Raw genomic sequence first — 16,223 nt, 5'->3', positions numbered from 1 at the left:
TAAGATTTCCTTGCTGCTAAAAAATTAGCACACGGATTTTACAGGTTAAGCAGATTAACGCTGATTTTAATATTAGATTTATTTGCTTTGGAAGACTAAAGCTACCACTTCGTTTTTTCGGAAAACCTCGAGACCACCATCGAACAAATGAGATCGCCATTGACATTTAGCAAAGTCGCTATCGGGTCGACCAGAGTTCCTAAAATCATAGCGACCGGCAGGGCTTGTTCCATTGGCAGGCCGTAAACTGTAATGGCCAGAACTTCTCCGATATAACCTCCATTTGGAATTCCTCCTTCTACAATTGAAACGATTACAGTAATTCCGAGCGCTAAAAGTATGGTCGAAGGTGCCGTGAAATCTTTTCCAAACATGGCAAAAAGAACGGTTATTTTAAGGATAGAAGACATACTCGAACCGTCTTTATGCAAGGGCGCTCCAAGCGGAATGACCAAATTGCGAACGTGCTTAGGAATGTTCATCTTCTCAGCGGCTTCCAGATTCGCAGGGATGGTGGCAATACTGCTGCAGGTTCCAACCGCAGTTAAAGCCGGCGTAATGTTATTGCTCCAAAATACCACAAAAGCTCTTTTCCCTCCGGCCACTAAGGCGTACAAACTGAAAAACACAAAGAAATAGAATATACAGGCCGCATAATAAACCCCTAAAGGCTTGGCATAAACGCCAAACAATTGCGGACCAAAAACTCCAACCTGATAGGCAAAATAAGCCCCCAAACCAATTGGAGCCAATTTCATAATGAGGTTCAAAAGCTGCTTCATGACTTCGTTACCTGAATCCAGAAAACTTCTGAAAGCGCTTCCTTTTTCTCCGGATTGCAGACTCGCAAAACCAATTAAAAAAGAAAAGATAATAAGCGCCAGCATACTTTTTCGGGACAGTAATTCAAAGAAATCATTTACGGTAACCAACTGTGCTATTTGCTCGCCAATACTTCCTGATTGGATGTTTTCTATCGGGACTTTAGACACTATAATATTCTGATGGATTGGAAAAAGATATACTGCCACAATCATTACAATTGCCGAAATTAAAATGGTGCTTAAAAAAACCAAAACCATGATTACAAACAGTTTTCCTAATTTCTCTGTTCTTTCCAGACTGGCAATTGAAGACGCAATGGTAAAGAAAATCAAAGGGATAATAGCCGTAAAGAGCAGGTTGAGGAAAATATCTCCCAATGGTTTTATGACCTCAACTTTTTCTTTGAAAACTAATCCTAAAATACTTCCAAGCAGGATTCCACCTAAAAGCAATAGAATACTGCTGTAACTTTTTAGAAAATCGATCTTTTTAATCTCCATAATTTTAAAGGATTACATTCAGAAATAGCAACATAAAATAAAGTCAATTAAATTACTCAAAAAATAAGTACTAAAATTAACTGTACAATTTTTTAATTCCAAAGAGTCAAATTACTCCGGAATCTATAAAAATATTCAAAAAAATACTGTGAAGATGATCAAGTGATCAACGTTTTCCTAAAACCAAAGTAGTAAAAGCTCTGTCTACCAATTCACCCATTTTACTTTTTACTTTTTCAGTCAGCGTTTCTTTACACACAACTTGAAAAGCTGTTTTTTCAATCAAACTTTCCGCTTTTTCAGTACTGTAAAGATTGAATTCGAACTGAGTAAAAGGAAGCTGTTTCATAAAACTTTCTTCGGAAAAGGTGATGCAAAAAGTCCCCTCCGGTTTTAAAACTCTGTAAATTTCCGAGAGTAACTTCTCCGGTTCCTGCCAAAAGTAAATGGTGTTTACCGTGAATATTTTATCAAAAGAGGCTTCTTCAAATGGAATATCAGTTCCGTTATAAAGAGAAAAGTGGGCTTGTTTTTTAGCTACAAAAGCGGCATTAATTTGCTGTGCTTCCTGACACATTAACTCCGACATTTCAAGTCCATAGTAAGTCAGATCCTCCGCTTGCTCCAGTACATACTCTAAATGTCCGGCATTTCCGTGACCTAATTCTAAAATTGTATTTCCCGATATTACGTGGAGATTTTGAACGGAATGGCGCGTCATATTGATGTTGGTTTCATGCATCATATTCGCCATTTCAATTCCTTTTTCTCCTGTAGGATGCTTTAGCTGAGAGGCTATTGCCTGTAATTCTTCTTTTTTCATCATCTTTAAAATAAATTCAAAATTAGTCCTAAAAAGTAATTATCGGTAAAATTTTGTCATTTCGACTCTCCCTTCAGTCGAAATGACAAACTATATGCTTAAACTCTTAAAAAATCTGTCTTGCAATCTGGCGGATATTCTCTGATTTCCCCATTGAATAATAATGCAAAACAGGGACTCCGGCAGCTTTTAATTCTAATGATTGCTGAATGGCCCACTCGATTCCGACTTGCTTGATTTCGGCATTATTTTTACATTTATCTACAGCATCAATTAAATCCTCCGGCAAATCGATTCTGAAAATCTGTGGTAAAATCTGTAAATGTCGTTGAACCGCAATTGGCTTGATTCCCGGAATAATCGGAATTGTGATACCAATTTCTCTTGCTTTTTCTACAAAGGCAAAATATTTAGCATTATCAAAAAACATTTGGGTCACCACATAATCGGCTCCCGCATCTACTTTTTCTTTTAGTCTTTTTAAGTCAGATTGTAAAGAAGGAGATTCCAAATGTTTTTCCGGATAACCCGCAACACCTATACAAAAATCGGCTTTATTATCAGCATCCATTAATTCATGAAGGTATTTTCCGCTGTTTAAGTCGTTGATCTGGCGTACCAAATCAATAGCGTAACTATTCCCACCGGCTTTTGGCACAAAAGATTGTTCGTCTTTCATAGCGTCACCGCGAAGTGCCATTACATTATTGATTCCTAAATACTGACAATCTACCAGCATGTATTCGGTTTCTTCCTGCGTAAATCCTCCGCAAAGCAAATGTGGCACCGTATCAACATTGTATTTATGTTTTATAGAAGCACAAATTCCAAGCGTTCCCGGACGCATACGCGTTAGCTTTTTATCTAACAGTCCGTTTCCTTTATCAATATAGATATATTCTTCACGCGAAGTGGTTACATCAATAAATGGCGGTTTAAATTCCATCAACGGATCAATATTATCATACAACTCCTGAATGCTCTTCCCTTTTTGAGGCGGAATAAGTTCAAACGAGAATAATGTATTTCCTTTCGCGTTTTCTATATGTTCTGTTACTTTCATTTTTTAATTATGAGTTATGAATTATGAGTTTTGAAAAAATGGTGTAAAAAATCTGAATCAAAAAACATAAATCAAATATTGGTTGTTTCAAGTTTCAGGTTTCAGGTTACTGTAGAAAACCTGAAACCTGAAACCTGAAACTTTTAGTTAATCTGCTATATTAGGGTTCAACCATTTCATGGCATAGTCGGTTGAAACATTGCGTCGTTTGGCATAGTCGACTACCTGATCCTCTTTTATTTTCCCAAGTCCGAAATATTTACTTTCCGGATTTCCAAAATAGTATCCTGAAACGGATGAAGCCGGCCACATCGCCATGCTTTCAGTTAATGTTACGCCTATTTCTTTTTCTACATTTAAAAGTTTCCAGATTGTTGGTTTCTCCAAATGGTCAGGACATGCCGGATAACCCGGAGCAGGACGGATTCCTTTGTACTCTTCAGAAATCATTTCTTCGTTAGTTAAGTTCTCCTCTGATGAATATCCCCAGATTTCTTTACGTATTTTTTCATGAAGATATTCAGCGAAAGCCTCGGCAAAACGATCCGCTAATGCTTTCACCATAATCGAATTGTAATCGTCCAGATCTTTTTCAAATTCAGCTGCCCATTCATCAACACCAAAACCGGTTGTTACACAAAATGCTCCCATATAATCCACTTTCCCGCTTTCTTTCGGAGCGATAAAATCGGCTAATGCAATATTGGGTGCACCTTTTGTTTTTTGCGATTGCTGGCGTAAAGTCAAAAATGTCTGTAACGGTTTTCCGTTTTCATCTGTCAATTCGATATCATCATCATTGATCTGATTGGCCGGAAATATTCCGTAGATCCCTTTTGCAGATAGTTTTTTCTCTGCTAAAATTACTTTCAGCATCGCCTGCGCATCTGCAAAAACAGAAGTCGCCTCTTTCCCCACAACCTCATCTGTTAAAATTGCCGGATATTTACCAAACAATTCCCAGGTTCTGAAAAACGGTGTCCAGTCAATATACGGAACCAAAACATCCAGCTCCACTTCAACAATTTGTTCACCAATGATATTTGGCTTCACCGGATTGAAATTTTCCCAATCCAATTGTAATTTGTTTTTACGCGCGTCTTCAATACTTAAGAAATTCTTATCTCTCGAACGATTCAAAAATGTTTCTCTAAAAGAATCGTACTCTGCACGAATATCGCTTGCATATATTTTACGGTTATGATCTAACAGATTTCCGGCAACGGTAACAGCTCTCGAAGCATCGTTTACGTGAATAACCGTCTCTCTGTATTGCGGTGCAATTTTCACGGCGGTATGCGCCCTTGAAGTGGTTGCTCCACCAATCATAATCGGAATTTTAATTCCTTGTTTGTCTAATTCTTTAGCCAAATACACCATTTCGTCAAGCGAAGGCGTAATCAATCCGCTTAGACCAATGATATCTACATTGTGTTCTATCGCAGCAGCAATAATTTTCTCCGGAGGCACCATAACACCAAGATCTACAATCTCGTAATTGTTACAGGCCAAAACCACCGAAACAATGTTTTTACCAATGTCGTGAACGTCTCCTTTTACAGTAGCCATCAGGATTTTTCCATTCCCTTGCTTGTCTCCGGCCTGTTTACTGGCTTCAATATAAGGCAATAAATAGGCTACGGCTTTTTTCATTACACGTGCCGATTTTACTACCTGTGGCAGGAACATCTTTCCACTTCCGAACAAATCTCCCACGACATTCATTCCAGTCATCAAATTGATTTCGATAACTTCAATTGGTTTTGTAGCAGCCAAACGTGCTTCTTCTACATCTTCTTCAATAAAAGCATCCACACCTTTAACCAGTGAGTGCGTAATACGTTCCTGAACGGTTCCCAAACGCCATTCCTGAACCGCTTTTTCATCAGATTTTACTTCTCCTTTTACGTTCTCGGCAAAATCTAAAAGTCGTTCCGTTGCATCGTCACGTCTGTCCAGAATTACGTCCTCAACGTGCTCCAGTAAATCTTTTGGAATGTCATCATAAATCGAAAGCATTTCCGGATTCACGATTCCCATCGTCATTCCGTTCTTGATCGCATGGTACAAAAATACCGAGTGCATCGCTTCACGAACGGTGTCATTTCCTCTGAAAGAAAACGAAACGTTACTTACTCCCCCACTAATATGTGCATGTGGTAAGTTATCACGAACCCATTTTGTTCCTCTAAAAAAGTCAATCGCATTGAGGCGATGTTCTTCCATTCCGGTCGCAACCGGAAAAATATTCAAATCAAAAATGATATCCTGAGGCGGAAAATCAACTTTGTTGACTAATATATCATACGAACGCTGACAAATTTCCACTCTTCGGTCATAATTATCAGCCTGACCTACTTCGTCAAAAGCCATAATAATGGCTGCCGCTCCGTAACGCTTGATTAATTTGGCATGATGAATAAAGGCTTCTTCTCCTTCTTTTAACGAGATCGAGTTTACAACGCTTTTTCCCTGTACTACTTTAAGACCCGCTTCAATGATTTCCCATTTCGAGCTGTCGATCATAATAGGCACTCTCGAAATGTCCGGTTCTGATGCAATTAAATTCAAAAATTTAGTCATTGCCTGAACGCCATCAAGCATTCCTTCATCCATATTAATATCGATGATTTGCGCCCCTCCTTCTACCTGTTGTCTTGCAATATCAAGTGCCTCGTCATATTTCTCTTCCTTGATTAAACGCAGGAATTTTCTTGAACCGGTAACGTTTGTACGTTCTCCAACGTTAACAAAAACACTGGTAGGTGTAATAATTAACGGTTCTAATCCTGATAATACAAGGTCTCTTCTATTTTCTGTCATTTTCTTTAAGTTACTGAGAGTCTAAGATGCTTAGATTCTAAGTTTTTTATTCTATTTTCTTTTCTGCAAGGTTTTTAAAAACTTGTAGGTATATTCGTTACCGATATGTTGTTCCTAACGGAATATTTACTTCCATTTTGATTTTTCTATGTATTTGCAGGTTACACCTGCATCATATATGTAATATTTTATTTTGGTAAAACCCGCTTTGACTAGTGTAATCGAATCAGGCAGTAATTCTTCTTTTAAATCTATATAGTTTTCCTCAGGCTTATCAATATCATATTTCACTTTAAAGAATTTATTAAAATCTTTTCTGTCATACGATTTAACAAAAACTACCGCTCGGTTTTTTTTGTCGGTATAAAAGTAATATTGCAAAGTATATCCGTGTTCATCATTACTTTTTAACCTGGTTAATAACCCTATTGTTTCTCCTTTAAAAGATTTTCCATAATCATCCTGCTGTTCGTTTTGATACACTAAGTACATTAGTAAACCAATAATTGCAAGAAATAAAATATTTTTCCACTGATCAGTTGTGTTCACCAACGTAATATCTTTGTTTTTTTTAAGACAACTTTCTACACAAAAACCGGTGCCACTCTCGGTTTATAATCCTTAGCCACCTCAGCAATTAATCGAATATGATCCGGAGTAGTTCCGCAACAGCCTCCAATAATATTGATTAAGTTATCGTCTAAGTATTCTTTAATTAAGGCTTGAGTCTGTTCCGGAGTTTCATCGTATTGTCCGAAAGCGTTTGGCAAACCTGCATTTGGATGTGCCGAAACATTAAACTGCGTATGTTGTGATAATGTTTTCAGGTATGGTTTTAGCAAATCGGCTCCTAAAGCACAATTGAATCCTACACTCAATAACGGAATATGTGATACTGAAATCAGGAATGCTTCAACCGTCTGTCCTGAAAGTGTTCTTCCTGAAGCGTCTGTAATAGTTCCTGAAACCATGATTGGGATATCCAGATTGCGCTCTTCTTTTACTTCTTCGATGGCAAAAAGTGCTGCTTTTGCATTTAAGGTGTCGAAAATCGTTTCTACTAATAATAAATCACATCCACCATCCATTAAGGCTTCAGCTTGTTGTTTGTAGGCAATTCGCAAATCATCAAACGTTACAGCTCTGTACCCCGGGTCGTTTACGTCCGGTGACATACTTGCCGTACGGTTTGTTGGTCCGATAGAACCCGCTACGAAACGTGGTTTATCCGGATTTTTAGCGGTGAATTCATCTGCTACTTCACGGGCAATTTTCGCCGATTCATAGTTCAGTTCATAAACCAAATCTTCCAGGAAATAGTCGGCCATCCCGATCGTAGTTCCTGAAAAAGTATTGGTTTCTACGATGTCTGCACCAGCTTCAAAATAAGCAGCGTGAACATCGCGGATTGCTTGTGGTTGTGTTATGGATAGTAAATCGTTGTTTCCTTTTAACGGATGCGGAAAATCTTTGAAACGCTCTCCTCTAAAGTCTTCTTCCGAGAAATTATAGCGCTGCAACATCGTTCCCATTGCTCCATCAAGGATTAGGATATTTTTTTTTATTGCTTCCTGAATTGTTATTGACATATCTTTATTCTTTTAGCCACTAAGACACTGAGGTTCTATGGTGCTAAGTTTTTTATTAATTCTATTTTCACTTTAAATCCAACAGTTTAAAAAAAGCTGTCAGATCTAAAAAGTTTGTAACAAAAAGCGAGAAAGATTAAGCACAAAAAAATGCGTTAATGATTCGCTCATGATACTGAATTCAGTAAAATAATATTGTAAGGTTGTCAGGAAAAGTTTGAGAAATACGTGTAATGTATTTGTGTTATCTATCTTGAATACAAAGATGTTGTATTAAGTAGAATGTAGCACCTTCTTTATGATAAAGGGTTGCTAAGGTTTCATTGGGTCTTTCCCTCCGCCTTTCGTGATAACTTTCAATAATTTTAAGAACAGTGCAAAGTAAAGACATAGTCTCAACAATTGCAAGTGTTTTTTAAAGTTTCTGAGATGCTAAGGTTCTGAGGTTCTAAGTTTCTTTTTTAAGAGGCTAAGAAGCTGAGATGCTAAGTTTGAAATTACTTTGTGCTTTTCTACTATTTTACCAAATGTCTTTAAGCTCCAACGGAACAACATTGCCATTCTGGTTTTTAATTATATGCCGCCCCGCTGGGGCTTTTTTTACAAACACCATCAATTCTATAAATATGTCATCCCTACGGGATTTAACAAAAAGTTTAAAATAGTTTAGCTCCAGAGGAGCATAATATTTATAACAAAACAATCACCATACACATGAAAGCTCCAACGGAGCGGCATTATCTTTCTTTCCTCTATCTATGTATCGCCTCTCTGGGCTTTTTTTTCAAACACCATCAATTCGATAAATCTATTATCTATAAATATACCATCCCTTCGGGATTTAAAAAGCTCAAGCTAAAAGTTTGGACTTTCTATATAAAAATCTTAGCGCCTTAGAACCTCAGTACCTCAGCACCTCAAAACATATGGCATCTCTACGGGATTTAACAAAAAAAGCCCAAACTGAAAGTTTGAGCTTTCTCTATATAAAAATCTTAGCGCCTTAGAACCTTAGAACCTCAGCACCTCAAAATATATGGCATCTCTACGGGATTTAACAAAAAAAGCCCAAACTAAAAGTTTGAGCTTTCTCTATATAAAAATCTTAGAACCTTAGCACCTCAGTACCTCAGCCCCTTAGAATTAAACTATCGCCTTAACAACTGCTTTTGGAGCTTCTTTACGAGTTCCGTCGAAACCATCTACACCTGAAACAGTAGTATATTTTAAAACGTATTTTTTACCCGGATTGATGATTTGATAAGCTGCCTGGCACATTAAAGTAGCTTCGTGGAATCCACAAAGAATCAATTTTAATTTTCCTGGGTAAGTGTTTACGTCTCCAATAGCGAAGATTCCCGGAATATTAGTTTGGTAATCTAATGCATTATTTACTTTAATGGCATTTTTCTCGATTTCTAATCCCCAGTCTCCGATTGGTCCTAATTTAGGTGTTAATCCGAAAAGCGGAATAAAATAGTCTGTTTCGATTTTACGGTGTGCTCCGTTTTCTTCGATATCTAATGATTCAACGTGCTCAGCACCATTGATTCCGATCACTTCTGCCGGTGTGATTAATTTAATTTTTCCGGCTGTCTTCAATTCCTGTACTTTTTCTACAGAATCTAAAGCTCCTCTAAATTCATTTCTACGGTGAATTAAAGTAACTTCTGAAGCTACATTCGCTAAAAAGATACTCCAGTCTAAGGCTGAATCTCCTCCTCCGGCGATTACAACCTTTTTGTTTCTGAATTTCTCCGGATTTTTAATGAAATATTTAACTCCTTTATCCTCATAAAACTCGATATCTTCAATAAGTGGTTTACGCGGCTCAAAACTTCCTAAACCTCCTGCAATAGCGATAACCGGTGCGTGAAATTTAGTCCCCTTATTTGAAGTTACAATAAAACTTCCGTCTTCTTGTTTCTCGATTGTTTCTGCACGCTCTCCTAACGTAAAACCAGGCTCAAATTGTTTGATTTGCTCCATCAGGCCGTCGATTAAATCTCCTGCCAATACTTCAGGGAATCCAGGAATATCATAAATAGGTTTTTTTGGATACAATTCCGAAAGTTGTCCTCCCGCTTGTGGTAAAGCATCTAAAATATGACATTTTAATTTTAATAATCCTGCCTCGAAAACGGCAAATAATCCTGTTGGGCCTGCTCCAATTATAAGTATATCTGTTTTAATCATTATGTTGTTGTTTATAATCATTCTTAATAATGCAAAGGAACGAATAATTTATTCTAATTTCAATGATTTTTGTCATTGATTTCCTTGCGGAATTTTTTACTCTTTATTTTTCAATGAAGCGGTTATTTCGTTCATCCATCGGGTTAAAACCCGACGCTACAATAGGAACCGTTCTTACGGAACTATTACTATTCCTTATTTTTCAATGAAGCTGTGATTTCGTTCATTCTTTTCACTTTCTCTTCAAAATTACCTTTCAATGTCTTTCGATATTCATTAAGGTTTTCTACCATTTTATTTATATCCTCCGGAATTACCTCTTCAAAAAACTCACGAAGTCTTTTGGCTGTTGTTGGTGATTTTCCGTTGGTAGAAATGGCAATTTTCACATTGCCTTTGGTTACAATTCCACCTAAATAATAATCACATAAATCCGGTGTGTCTGCAATATTGCAAATCAAGTAGCGCTTTCGGGATAATTCGTATACCTTTTTATTGACTTTTAAATCATCGGTACAGGCAATTACTATGTGGCGTTTTTTGAGCATTTTCTTTTTGAACTTCGATTTTGTCAATGTAATCGAAGGATGTTTCTCGGCCAAAACCTTTATTTCTAAATGAAAATTTGGCGCTACCACCTCAACATTTGCATTAGGGCTCGACTTTAATAAAAAAGAGAGCTTTTCCAATCCTACATTTCCTCCGCCAACAATAAGAACTTTTAGATTGTGAAGCTTCAGGAATACTGGATATAATTCGTTTTGTTCCATTTTAATTCAATTTCATCCAATCAAAATTAGATGATTTTTTGCTTTCATCAGGTTAAAAACCCAATTTTATACCCAAGACATTTTACGGACTGAAAATCAAGATTATCTAAAGAATCATTTTTACTGCACTTTATCTCACCATTTCTTTGGACAGAAATTCTTCGTAAAATCCTTTTAGTTTATTGCTTTCGCGAACAACTTCTCCAAGCACAATAATTGCCGGCGAACTCAGTTTCTTTTCTTTTACAATTTCCAGAATCGAATTTACGGTTCCTACACCTACTTTTTCATCGGGCATTGTTCCATTTTGAATGATCGCAACGGGCAAATTTCCTTTGTTTTCTTTTTGAAACAAATCAATAATCTGCGGCAGCTTGTGCATCCCCATCAAAATTACAACTGTTGCAGATGACTGTGCAGCCAAAGCAACGTCTGAAGATAATTTCCTATCAGAAGTTGTACCTGTAATGGCCCAAAAACTTTCGGAGACACCTCTTTTGGTAATTGATATGCCTTGGCTTGCCGGAACTGCCACTACCGAAGATATTCCGGGAACCACGAACGTCTCGATTCCAAAACTTTCGATGAATTCAATTTCTTCACTTCCACGTCCAAAAATAAAGGGATCACCACCTTTTAAACGGACTACATTTCCGTAGGTCAAAGCATTATCCACAATCAATTGATTGATCTGATCCTGCGTATAAGCATGATTGCCTATTTTTTTTCCAACAAAAATCCGAATCGCATTTTTAGGAGCGTGTGCTAATATCTCTTCATTGGCCAATGCATCGTACAAAACCACATTCGCTCCAGCAAGTGCTTTTACAGCTTTCAGCGTAAGCAAATCCGGATCACCGGGACCCGCACCAACTAAAGTTACTTTTGGTTTGATATTAAGCATTTTCTAATTGTTGAGCTCTATATTTTTCGATCGTATCAAAAAATGCAATTCCTTCCTGAATGTATTGTTTTGCAAATGCTTCTGAAGGTTGTATTGCATTGATTTGATACACTAATTCTCTGAATGATGTTGCCAGTTCAATTTTACCGGTTGCAATGAAAACGGTATCAAACAAATCAACGATTCCTGCATGATTGTTTGTTTTTTCATTTTCAGAAAGCAATAAAGCTTTTGCACCATTTACAAATCCGGCGTAAGCATGGTAAATAGCATCCGACCATTTATTTTCGTCGAAAGATTCCTGTGCGAATGTTAATTTGTCTTTGGCTTCTAACAATAACGTCGCCACCAAATCAATTACCACTCCGGCACATTCTCCAACTCCTACTGCTTTTACGTAATTGTCTGCATTACCCCAGTCTACAAAATCAGCTTCGGTTAAATTGGTTACATCAGCGTAAGGCTTTAAGATTTCATAGAAATACTTCTCTCCTTTTGAATCATAATAATCCAGAAACTTTTGTCCGCTTCCATTGGCATCAAAATCATTTAAGATCGTACGCAACGCATCCGGTCCTCTACGGCTAGGTACTTTAATTACTTTATCGGCAAAACGACCTGCTCCGTTTCCTAATCTTCCTCCGCCTAACAGAACCTGTAAAGCCGGAGCTACCAATTTTCCGGAATTGATTGACATTCCCTGAAATCCAATTGCCGACATATTGTGCTGTCCGCAAGCATTCATACAACCACTGATTTTGATTTCAATTTCGCGGTTGTTCAAATATTGAGGATATTCGGCACTTAATACTTTCTCTAATTCTTCTGCAATTCCGGTACTACTTGCAATCCCCAAATTGCAAGTATCTGTACCCGGACAAGCTGTAATATCTGCCGTTGAATTATATCCTAAGTGAACAAAGTTCAGTTTAGCCAATTCCTGATAGAAGAAAGGTAAATTCGCTTCTTTCACATGACGTATTACAATATTCTGACGCAATGAAAAACGAAGTTCATTTGCGGCGTAATTTTTAATTAAATCGGCTAATAATCGGGCTTTATCGGTGTAAAAATCTCCCAATAAAACTTTGATTCCAATAGCATAATAACCTTCCTGCTTTTGAGCAATTACATTTGATTTTTTCCAGGCTTCGTATGCTGCCTGATCTTCAATTGTTACTTGTGGCACTTCTAATAACGGTTCCGGAATTGGTCCGTCAAAAGCTGTGGTATCAATTTCGTACGTTTCAAAAGCGATTGCTTTTTTCTCTTTTTCAACCAAATCAAGGAAAACATCTCTTCCCATTTCTTTGATCAGGAATTTCATACGAGCTTTCATTCTCTTAGCACGTTCACCGTATCTATCAAAAATACGAACGATTCCTTCTGCTGTTGGAATGATCTGATTTGCCGGAACGAATTCGGAAAGTAATTCGGCATGAGCAGGTTGAGAACCTAAACCTCCCCCAAACATAATTTTGAAACCACGCTCACCATTTACAATTTTTGGAATAAATCCTAAGTCATGCAAATAACTCAAAGCGGTATCTTCATCAGAGGACGAGAACGAAATTTTGAATTTACGTCCCATTTCCTGACAGATAGGATTTCTTAAAAGATATTGAAATAGGGCATGTGCATAAGGCGAAACGTCAAATGGTTCGTTTACATCCACACCTGCCAATTCGCTTCCTGTAATGTTTCGAACAGTGTTACCACATGCTTCACGCAAAGTAACATCGTCTTTGGCCAAATTTGCCCAAAGTTCTGGAGTTCTGTCCAGACTTACATAGTGAATCTGAATGTCCTGACGTGTTGTAATGTGCAAACGCCCCGTAGAATATTCATCAGAAACTTTTGTAATACGGATCAATTGTTCGCTGGTTACTTTACCATAAGGCAGTTTAATACGAATCATTTGAACACCTTCCTGGCGTTGTCCATAGATTCCACGTGCTAAACGAAGACTACGAAAACGCTCATCATCAATTTTTCCTCCACGGAACAAATGAATCTTTTTTTCTAACTCGATAATCTCTTTCTGAACTACCGGATTTTCTATTTCTGTTCTAAAACTTTCCATTCTTATTTACGCTTTAGGCTTTAAGCTTTAGGCTATAAGCTTTTTGACTTTCTTGCTTTAGGCTTTAGGCAATAAGCTTTAAGCTTCCCTAAATACCTGATTTTTTTTATGCTTTAGGCTTTTTTTTAGCTTTAAGCTTTAGGCTTTAGGCTATATGCCATAAGCTTTTTAAAATACCTTGTTATACATTTTCGCTTAAAGCTTACAGCCTAAAGCTTATTGCTTATTGCTTATAGCAGGTTTACCTGATGAATCCTACTCCTGCTGTTGTATTCGTTGCAGTATCAATTAAGATGAATGCACCGTTTGATTTATTGTCATTATAGGCATCAAAATATAACGGCTTGCTTAATTTAATGCTTACTTCTCCTATCTCGTTAATTGCTAACTGTGATGCCGGTATTGTTCCTGAATAATCTGTTGCAATTGTATTTTTAATACTTTCTACTTTTGCCAAAACCGAATTGGTGTTGTGCTGAACGATATATTTTGTACCCGGAACCAGTTTTTTACTGTCCATCCAGCATACTGTTGTGTGTATTTCTTTTTCAATTTTTGGAAGTTCTGACGATTTTACAATCATATCACCTCTTGTCACATTGATATCATTTTCTAATTCGATGGTGATCGAAGAACCTGCAACGGCTTCATCAAATTGTTTGTCGAAAAAGTGAATTTTTGAAACTTTTGATTCTGTCAATGAAGGAAGTACTGTTACAGCATCTCCCACTTTTATTGAGTTTCCGTATAATTTCCCGGCATAACCTCTAAAATCATGGTATTCTTCTGTTTTTGGACGAATTACGGTCTGAACCGGAAAACGTGCTTTTCCTGCTTCAAAAACATCTGAAGAATGCAATCCTTCTAAGTGCTCCAACACCGTTTGTCCATCGTACCACTTCATGTTCTCTGATTTATCCACAACATTTCCTCCGTTGATGGCACTTAACGGAATGTAACTTACGTTTTGTTCTTTGAAAGTACTTTTGGCATTTAAAGCTTGGAAATCGGCTTTGATTTTATTGAAAACTTCTTCTGAATAATCAACTAAATCCATTTTATTGATCGCCACAATCACCTCTTTTACTCTCAATAAATTATTGATAAAAAAGTGACGGTACGTTTGTTCGATTACGCCTTTTCTCGCATCAATTAAGATGATCGATACTTGTGAAGTCGAAGCTCCCGTTACCATGTTTCTGGTATATTCAACGTGACCCGGAGTATCGGCAATAATGTAACTTTTCTTTGCAGTCGAGAAATAAATATGAGCCACATCAATTGTGATTCCTTGTTCTCTTTCCGCCACTAATCCGTCAGTTGCCAGTGAAAAATCAAGATAATCGTATCCTTTTTGCTTGCTGCTTTTCTCGATTGCTTCAATCTTATCTGTCGTCAATGATTTTGTATCGTACAGTAATCTTCCGATCAAAGTACTTTTCCCGTCATCTACACTTCCTGCTGTTGCTATTTTTAAAACGTCCATTCTATTTTATTTTGTTTCAGGTTTAAAAATTTAGTTTCAGGTTTCAAGTTGATTTCCTTTGAACTAAAGTTTCAAGCTGTATGTTTTTTTGTTTTCTTGATTCTACTTTTTAATTATCAATTGTCAATTATCAATTAAAAATACCCTTGTTGTTTCCTCTTTTCCATTGCGGCTTCAGAACGTTTATCGTCAATTCTGGCTCCTCTTTCAGAAATCGTAGAGCTTCTGATTTCTCCGACTACTTCTTCGATGGTTGCGGCATAAGATTCAACAGCTGCTGTACAGCTCATATCTCCAACGGTTCTAAAACGAACAATTCTTTCTTCGATTTGTTCGTCTTCTTCCTGGTACACAAAAGGAGAATGTGACCAGATCAAACCGTCTCTCAAAAAAACTTTTCTTTTATGTGAGAAGTAAATAGATGGAATTTCGATATGTTCTTTCTCGATATAACTCCATACATCTAATTCTGTCCAGTTTGAAATTGGGAAAACACGAACGTTTTGACCATTCTCTATTTTTCCGTTCAAAATGTCAAATAATTCCGGACGTTGGTTTTTTTCATCCCATTGACCAAAATCGTCACGAACTGAAAAAATACGCTCTTTCGCTCTTGCCTTCTCCTCATCACGACGTGCTCCTCCGATACAGGCATCAAACTTAAATTCTTCAATTGCATCTAAAAGTGTGGTCGTTTGTAAACTGTTTCTACTGGAATATTTACCGGTTTCTTCTACCACTTTTCCTTCGTCGATAGCATCCTGAACATTACGTACGATTAATTCTAACCCTAACTCTTCTACCAATTTGTCTCTGAAAGCAATAGTTTCCGGAAAATTATGTCCGGTATCAACATGCAAAAGAGGAAACGGGATTTTGGCAGGGAAGAATGCTTTTTGTGCCAAACGCACTAATGTTATCGAATCTTTTCCTCCAGAAAAAAGTAAAACCGGTTTATCAAACTGTGAAATTACTTCTCTGAAAATATATATTGCTTCGCTCTCTAAAGCGTTTGTTTTTAATACTGAACTCATTTTGTTTTTTTGTTTCAAGTTTAAAGTTTCAGGTTGTTGTTTATTGTGAGTTTCCTAAAACTTTCTACTATTATTCTTTACTTTCTTTACTCTCCATCGGATTAAAATCCGACGCTACAATATGGGT

12 protein-coding genes and 1 riboswitch are annotated in these 16,223 nt (G+C 37.1%); all 12 genes read right to left on the bottom strand.

Annotated features, from left to right (window positions below):
- Window positions 1-101: 101 nt before the first annotated feature.
- The 12 genes from B0A80_RS07295 to cysD all read right to left on the bottom strand — a co-directional run bounded on the left by B0A80_RS07295 (window position 102) and on the right by cysD (window position 16,114).
- On the bottom strand, window positions 102-1,325 hold the full coding sequence (locus tag B0A80_RS07295) for a dicarboxylate/amino acid:cation symporter (RefSeq protein WP_089076865.1): 1,224 nt from the start codon (window positions 1,323-1,325) through the stop codon (window positions 102-104).
- A gap of 166 nt (window positions 1,326-1,491) precedes the next feature.
- Window positions 1,492-2,151 (bottom strand): class I SAM-dependent methyltransferase, encoded by a 660-nt coding sequence (locus B0A80_RS07290; RefSeq protein WP_233430723.1) that lies wholly within the window; start codon window positions 2,149-2,151, stop codon window positions 1,492-1,494.
- A gap of 103 nt (window positions 2,152-2,254) precedes the next feature.
- The gene (metF, locus tag B0A80_RS07285; RefSeq protein WP_070905874.1) at window positions 2,255-3,211 is read right to left on the bottom strand and encodes a methylenetetrahydrofolate reductase [NAD(P)H]; all 957 of its coding nucleotides are present in this window, start codon (window positions 3,209-3,211) and stop codon (window positions 2,255-2,257) included.
- Between the two features lie 147 nt (window positions 3,212-3,358).
- The gene (gene metH, locus B0A80_RS07280; RefSeq protein WP_089076863.1) at window positions 3,359-6,034 is read right to left on the bottom strand and encodes a methionine synthase; all 2,676 of its coding nucleotides are present in this window, start codon (window positions 6,032-6,034) and stop codon (window positions 3,359-3,361) included.
- A 126-nt stretch (window positions 6,035-6,160) separates the two neighbouring features.
- Window positions 6,161-6,583: a hypothetical protein gene (locus tag B0A80_RS07275; RefSeq protein WP_124020564.1), complete on the bottom strand. Its 423-nt coding sequence runs from the start codon at window positions 6,581-6,583 to the stop codon at window positions 6,161-6,163.
- 35 nt (window positions 6,584-6,618) lie between these two features.
- Window positions 6,619-7,623, bottom strand: coding sequence for a homocysteine S-methyltransferase family protein (locus tag B0A80_RS07270; RefSeq protein WP_089076861.1), 1,005 nt, complete (start codon window positions 7,621-7,623; stop codon window positions 6,619-6,621).
- Between the two features lie 241 nt (window positions 7,624-7,864).
- A riboswitch (SAM riboswitch) is annotated at window positions 7,865-7,979 on the bottom strand.
- Window positions 7,980-8,766: 787 nt separating this feature from the next.
- A complete protein-coding gene (locus tag B0A80_RS07265) occupies window positions 8,767-9,819 on the bottom strand; it encodes an NAD(P)/FAD-dependent oxidoreductase (protein WP_017497280.1) in 1,053 nt (350 codons plus the stop codon).
- A 188-nt stretch (window positions 9,820-10,007) separates the two neighbouring features.
- Complete coding sequence (locus B0A80_RS07260; protein WP_089076860.1) at window positions 10,008-10,589, bottom strand: precorrin-2 dehydrogenase/sirohydrochlorin ferrochelatase family protein; 582 nt, start codon at window positions 10,587-10,589, stop codon at window positions 10,008-10,010.
- A gap of 130 nt (window positions 10,590-10,719) precedes the next feature.
- Window positions 10,720-11,493, bottom strand: coding sequence for a uroporphyrinogen-III C-methyltransferase (gene cobA / locus B0A80_RS07255; RefSeq protein WP_017497282.1), 774 nt, complete (start codon window positions 11,491-11,493; stop codon window positions 10,720-10,722).
- Window positions 11,486-13,576 carry a HEPN domain-containing protein gene (locus tag B0A80_RS07250; RefSeq protein ID WP_089076859.1) on the bottom strand — a complete coding sequence of 697 codons (2,091 nt, stop codon included), beginning with the start codon at window positions 13,574-13,576 and terminating at the stop codon, window positions 11,486-11,488. The genes cobA and B0A80_RS07250 overlap by 8 nt, the downstream gene beginning before the upstream one ends.
- A 241-nt stretch (window positions 13,577-13,817) precedes the next feature.
- Window positions 13,818-15,062 carry a sulfate adenylyltransferase subunit 1 gene (locus B0A80_RS07245; protein ID WP_089076858.1) on the bottom strand — a complete coding sequence of 415 codons (1,245 nt, stop codon included), beginning with the start codon at window positions 15,060-15,062 and terminating at the stop codon, window positions 13,818-13,820.
- A gap of 134 nt (window positions 15,063-15,196) precedes the next feature.
- A complete protein-coding gene (cysD, locus tag B0A80_RS07240) occupies window positions 15,197-16,114 on the bottom strand; it encodes a sulfate adenylyltransferase subunit CysD (RefSeq protein ID WP_202700681.1) in 918 nt (305 codons plus the stop codon).
- Between the last annotated feature and the right edge of the window lie 109 nt (window positions 16,115-16,223).

Source organism: Flavobacterium tructae (assembly GCF_002217475.1).
Taxonomy (GTDB): domain Bacteria; phylum Bacteroidota; class Bacteroidia; order Flavobacteriales; family Flavobacteriaceae; genus Flavobacterium; species Flavobacterium tructae.
The sequence above is the reverse complement of the archived record's forward strand: the minus strand, read 5'-3'. Positions and strand labels throughout refer to the sequence as shown.

Bases quoted from the DNA above. Each gene is read 5' to 3' on its own strand.
- B0A80_RS07270 (WP_089076861.1), bottom strand. From the start codon at position 7,623: ATGTCAATAACAATTCAGGAAGCAATAAAAAAAAATATCCTAATCCTT.
- B0A80_RS07260 (WP_089076860.1), bottom strand. From the start codon at position 10,589: ATGGAACAAAACGAATTATATCCAGTATTCCTGAAGCTTCACAATCTA.
- B0A80_RS07295 (WP_089076865.1), bottom strand. From the start codon at position 1,325: ATGGAGATTAAAAAGATCGATTTTCTAAAAAGTTACAGCAGTATTCTA.
- B0A80_RS07265 (WP_017497280.1), bottom strand. From the start codon at position 9,819: ATGATTAAAACAGATATACTTATAATTGGAGCAGGCCCAACAGGATTA.
- B0A80_RS07250 (WP_089076859.1), bottom strand. From the start codon at position 13,576: ATGGAAAGTTTTAGAACAGAAATAGAAAATCCGGTAGTTCAGAAAGAG.
- metF (WP_070905874.1), bottom strand. From the start codon at position 3,211: ATGAAAGTAACAGAACATATAGAAAACGCGAAAGGAAATACATTATTC.
- B0A80_RS07245 (WP_089076858.1), bottom strand. From the start codon at position 15,062: ATGGACGTTTTAAAAATAGCAACAGCAGGAAGTGTAGATGACGGGAAA.
- metH (WP_089076863.1), bottom strand. From the start codon at position 6,034: ATGACAGAAAATAGAAGAGACCTTGTATTATCAGGATTAGAACCGTTA.
- cobA (WP_017497282.1), bottom strand. From the start codon at position 11,493: ATGCTTAATATCAAACCAAAAGTAACTTTAGTTGGTGCGGGTCCCGGT.
- B0A80_RS07290 (WP_233430723.1), bottom strand. From the start codon at position 2,151: ATGATGAAAAAAGAAGAATTACAGGCAATAGCCTCTCAGCTAAAGCAT.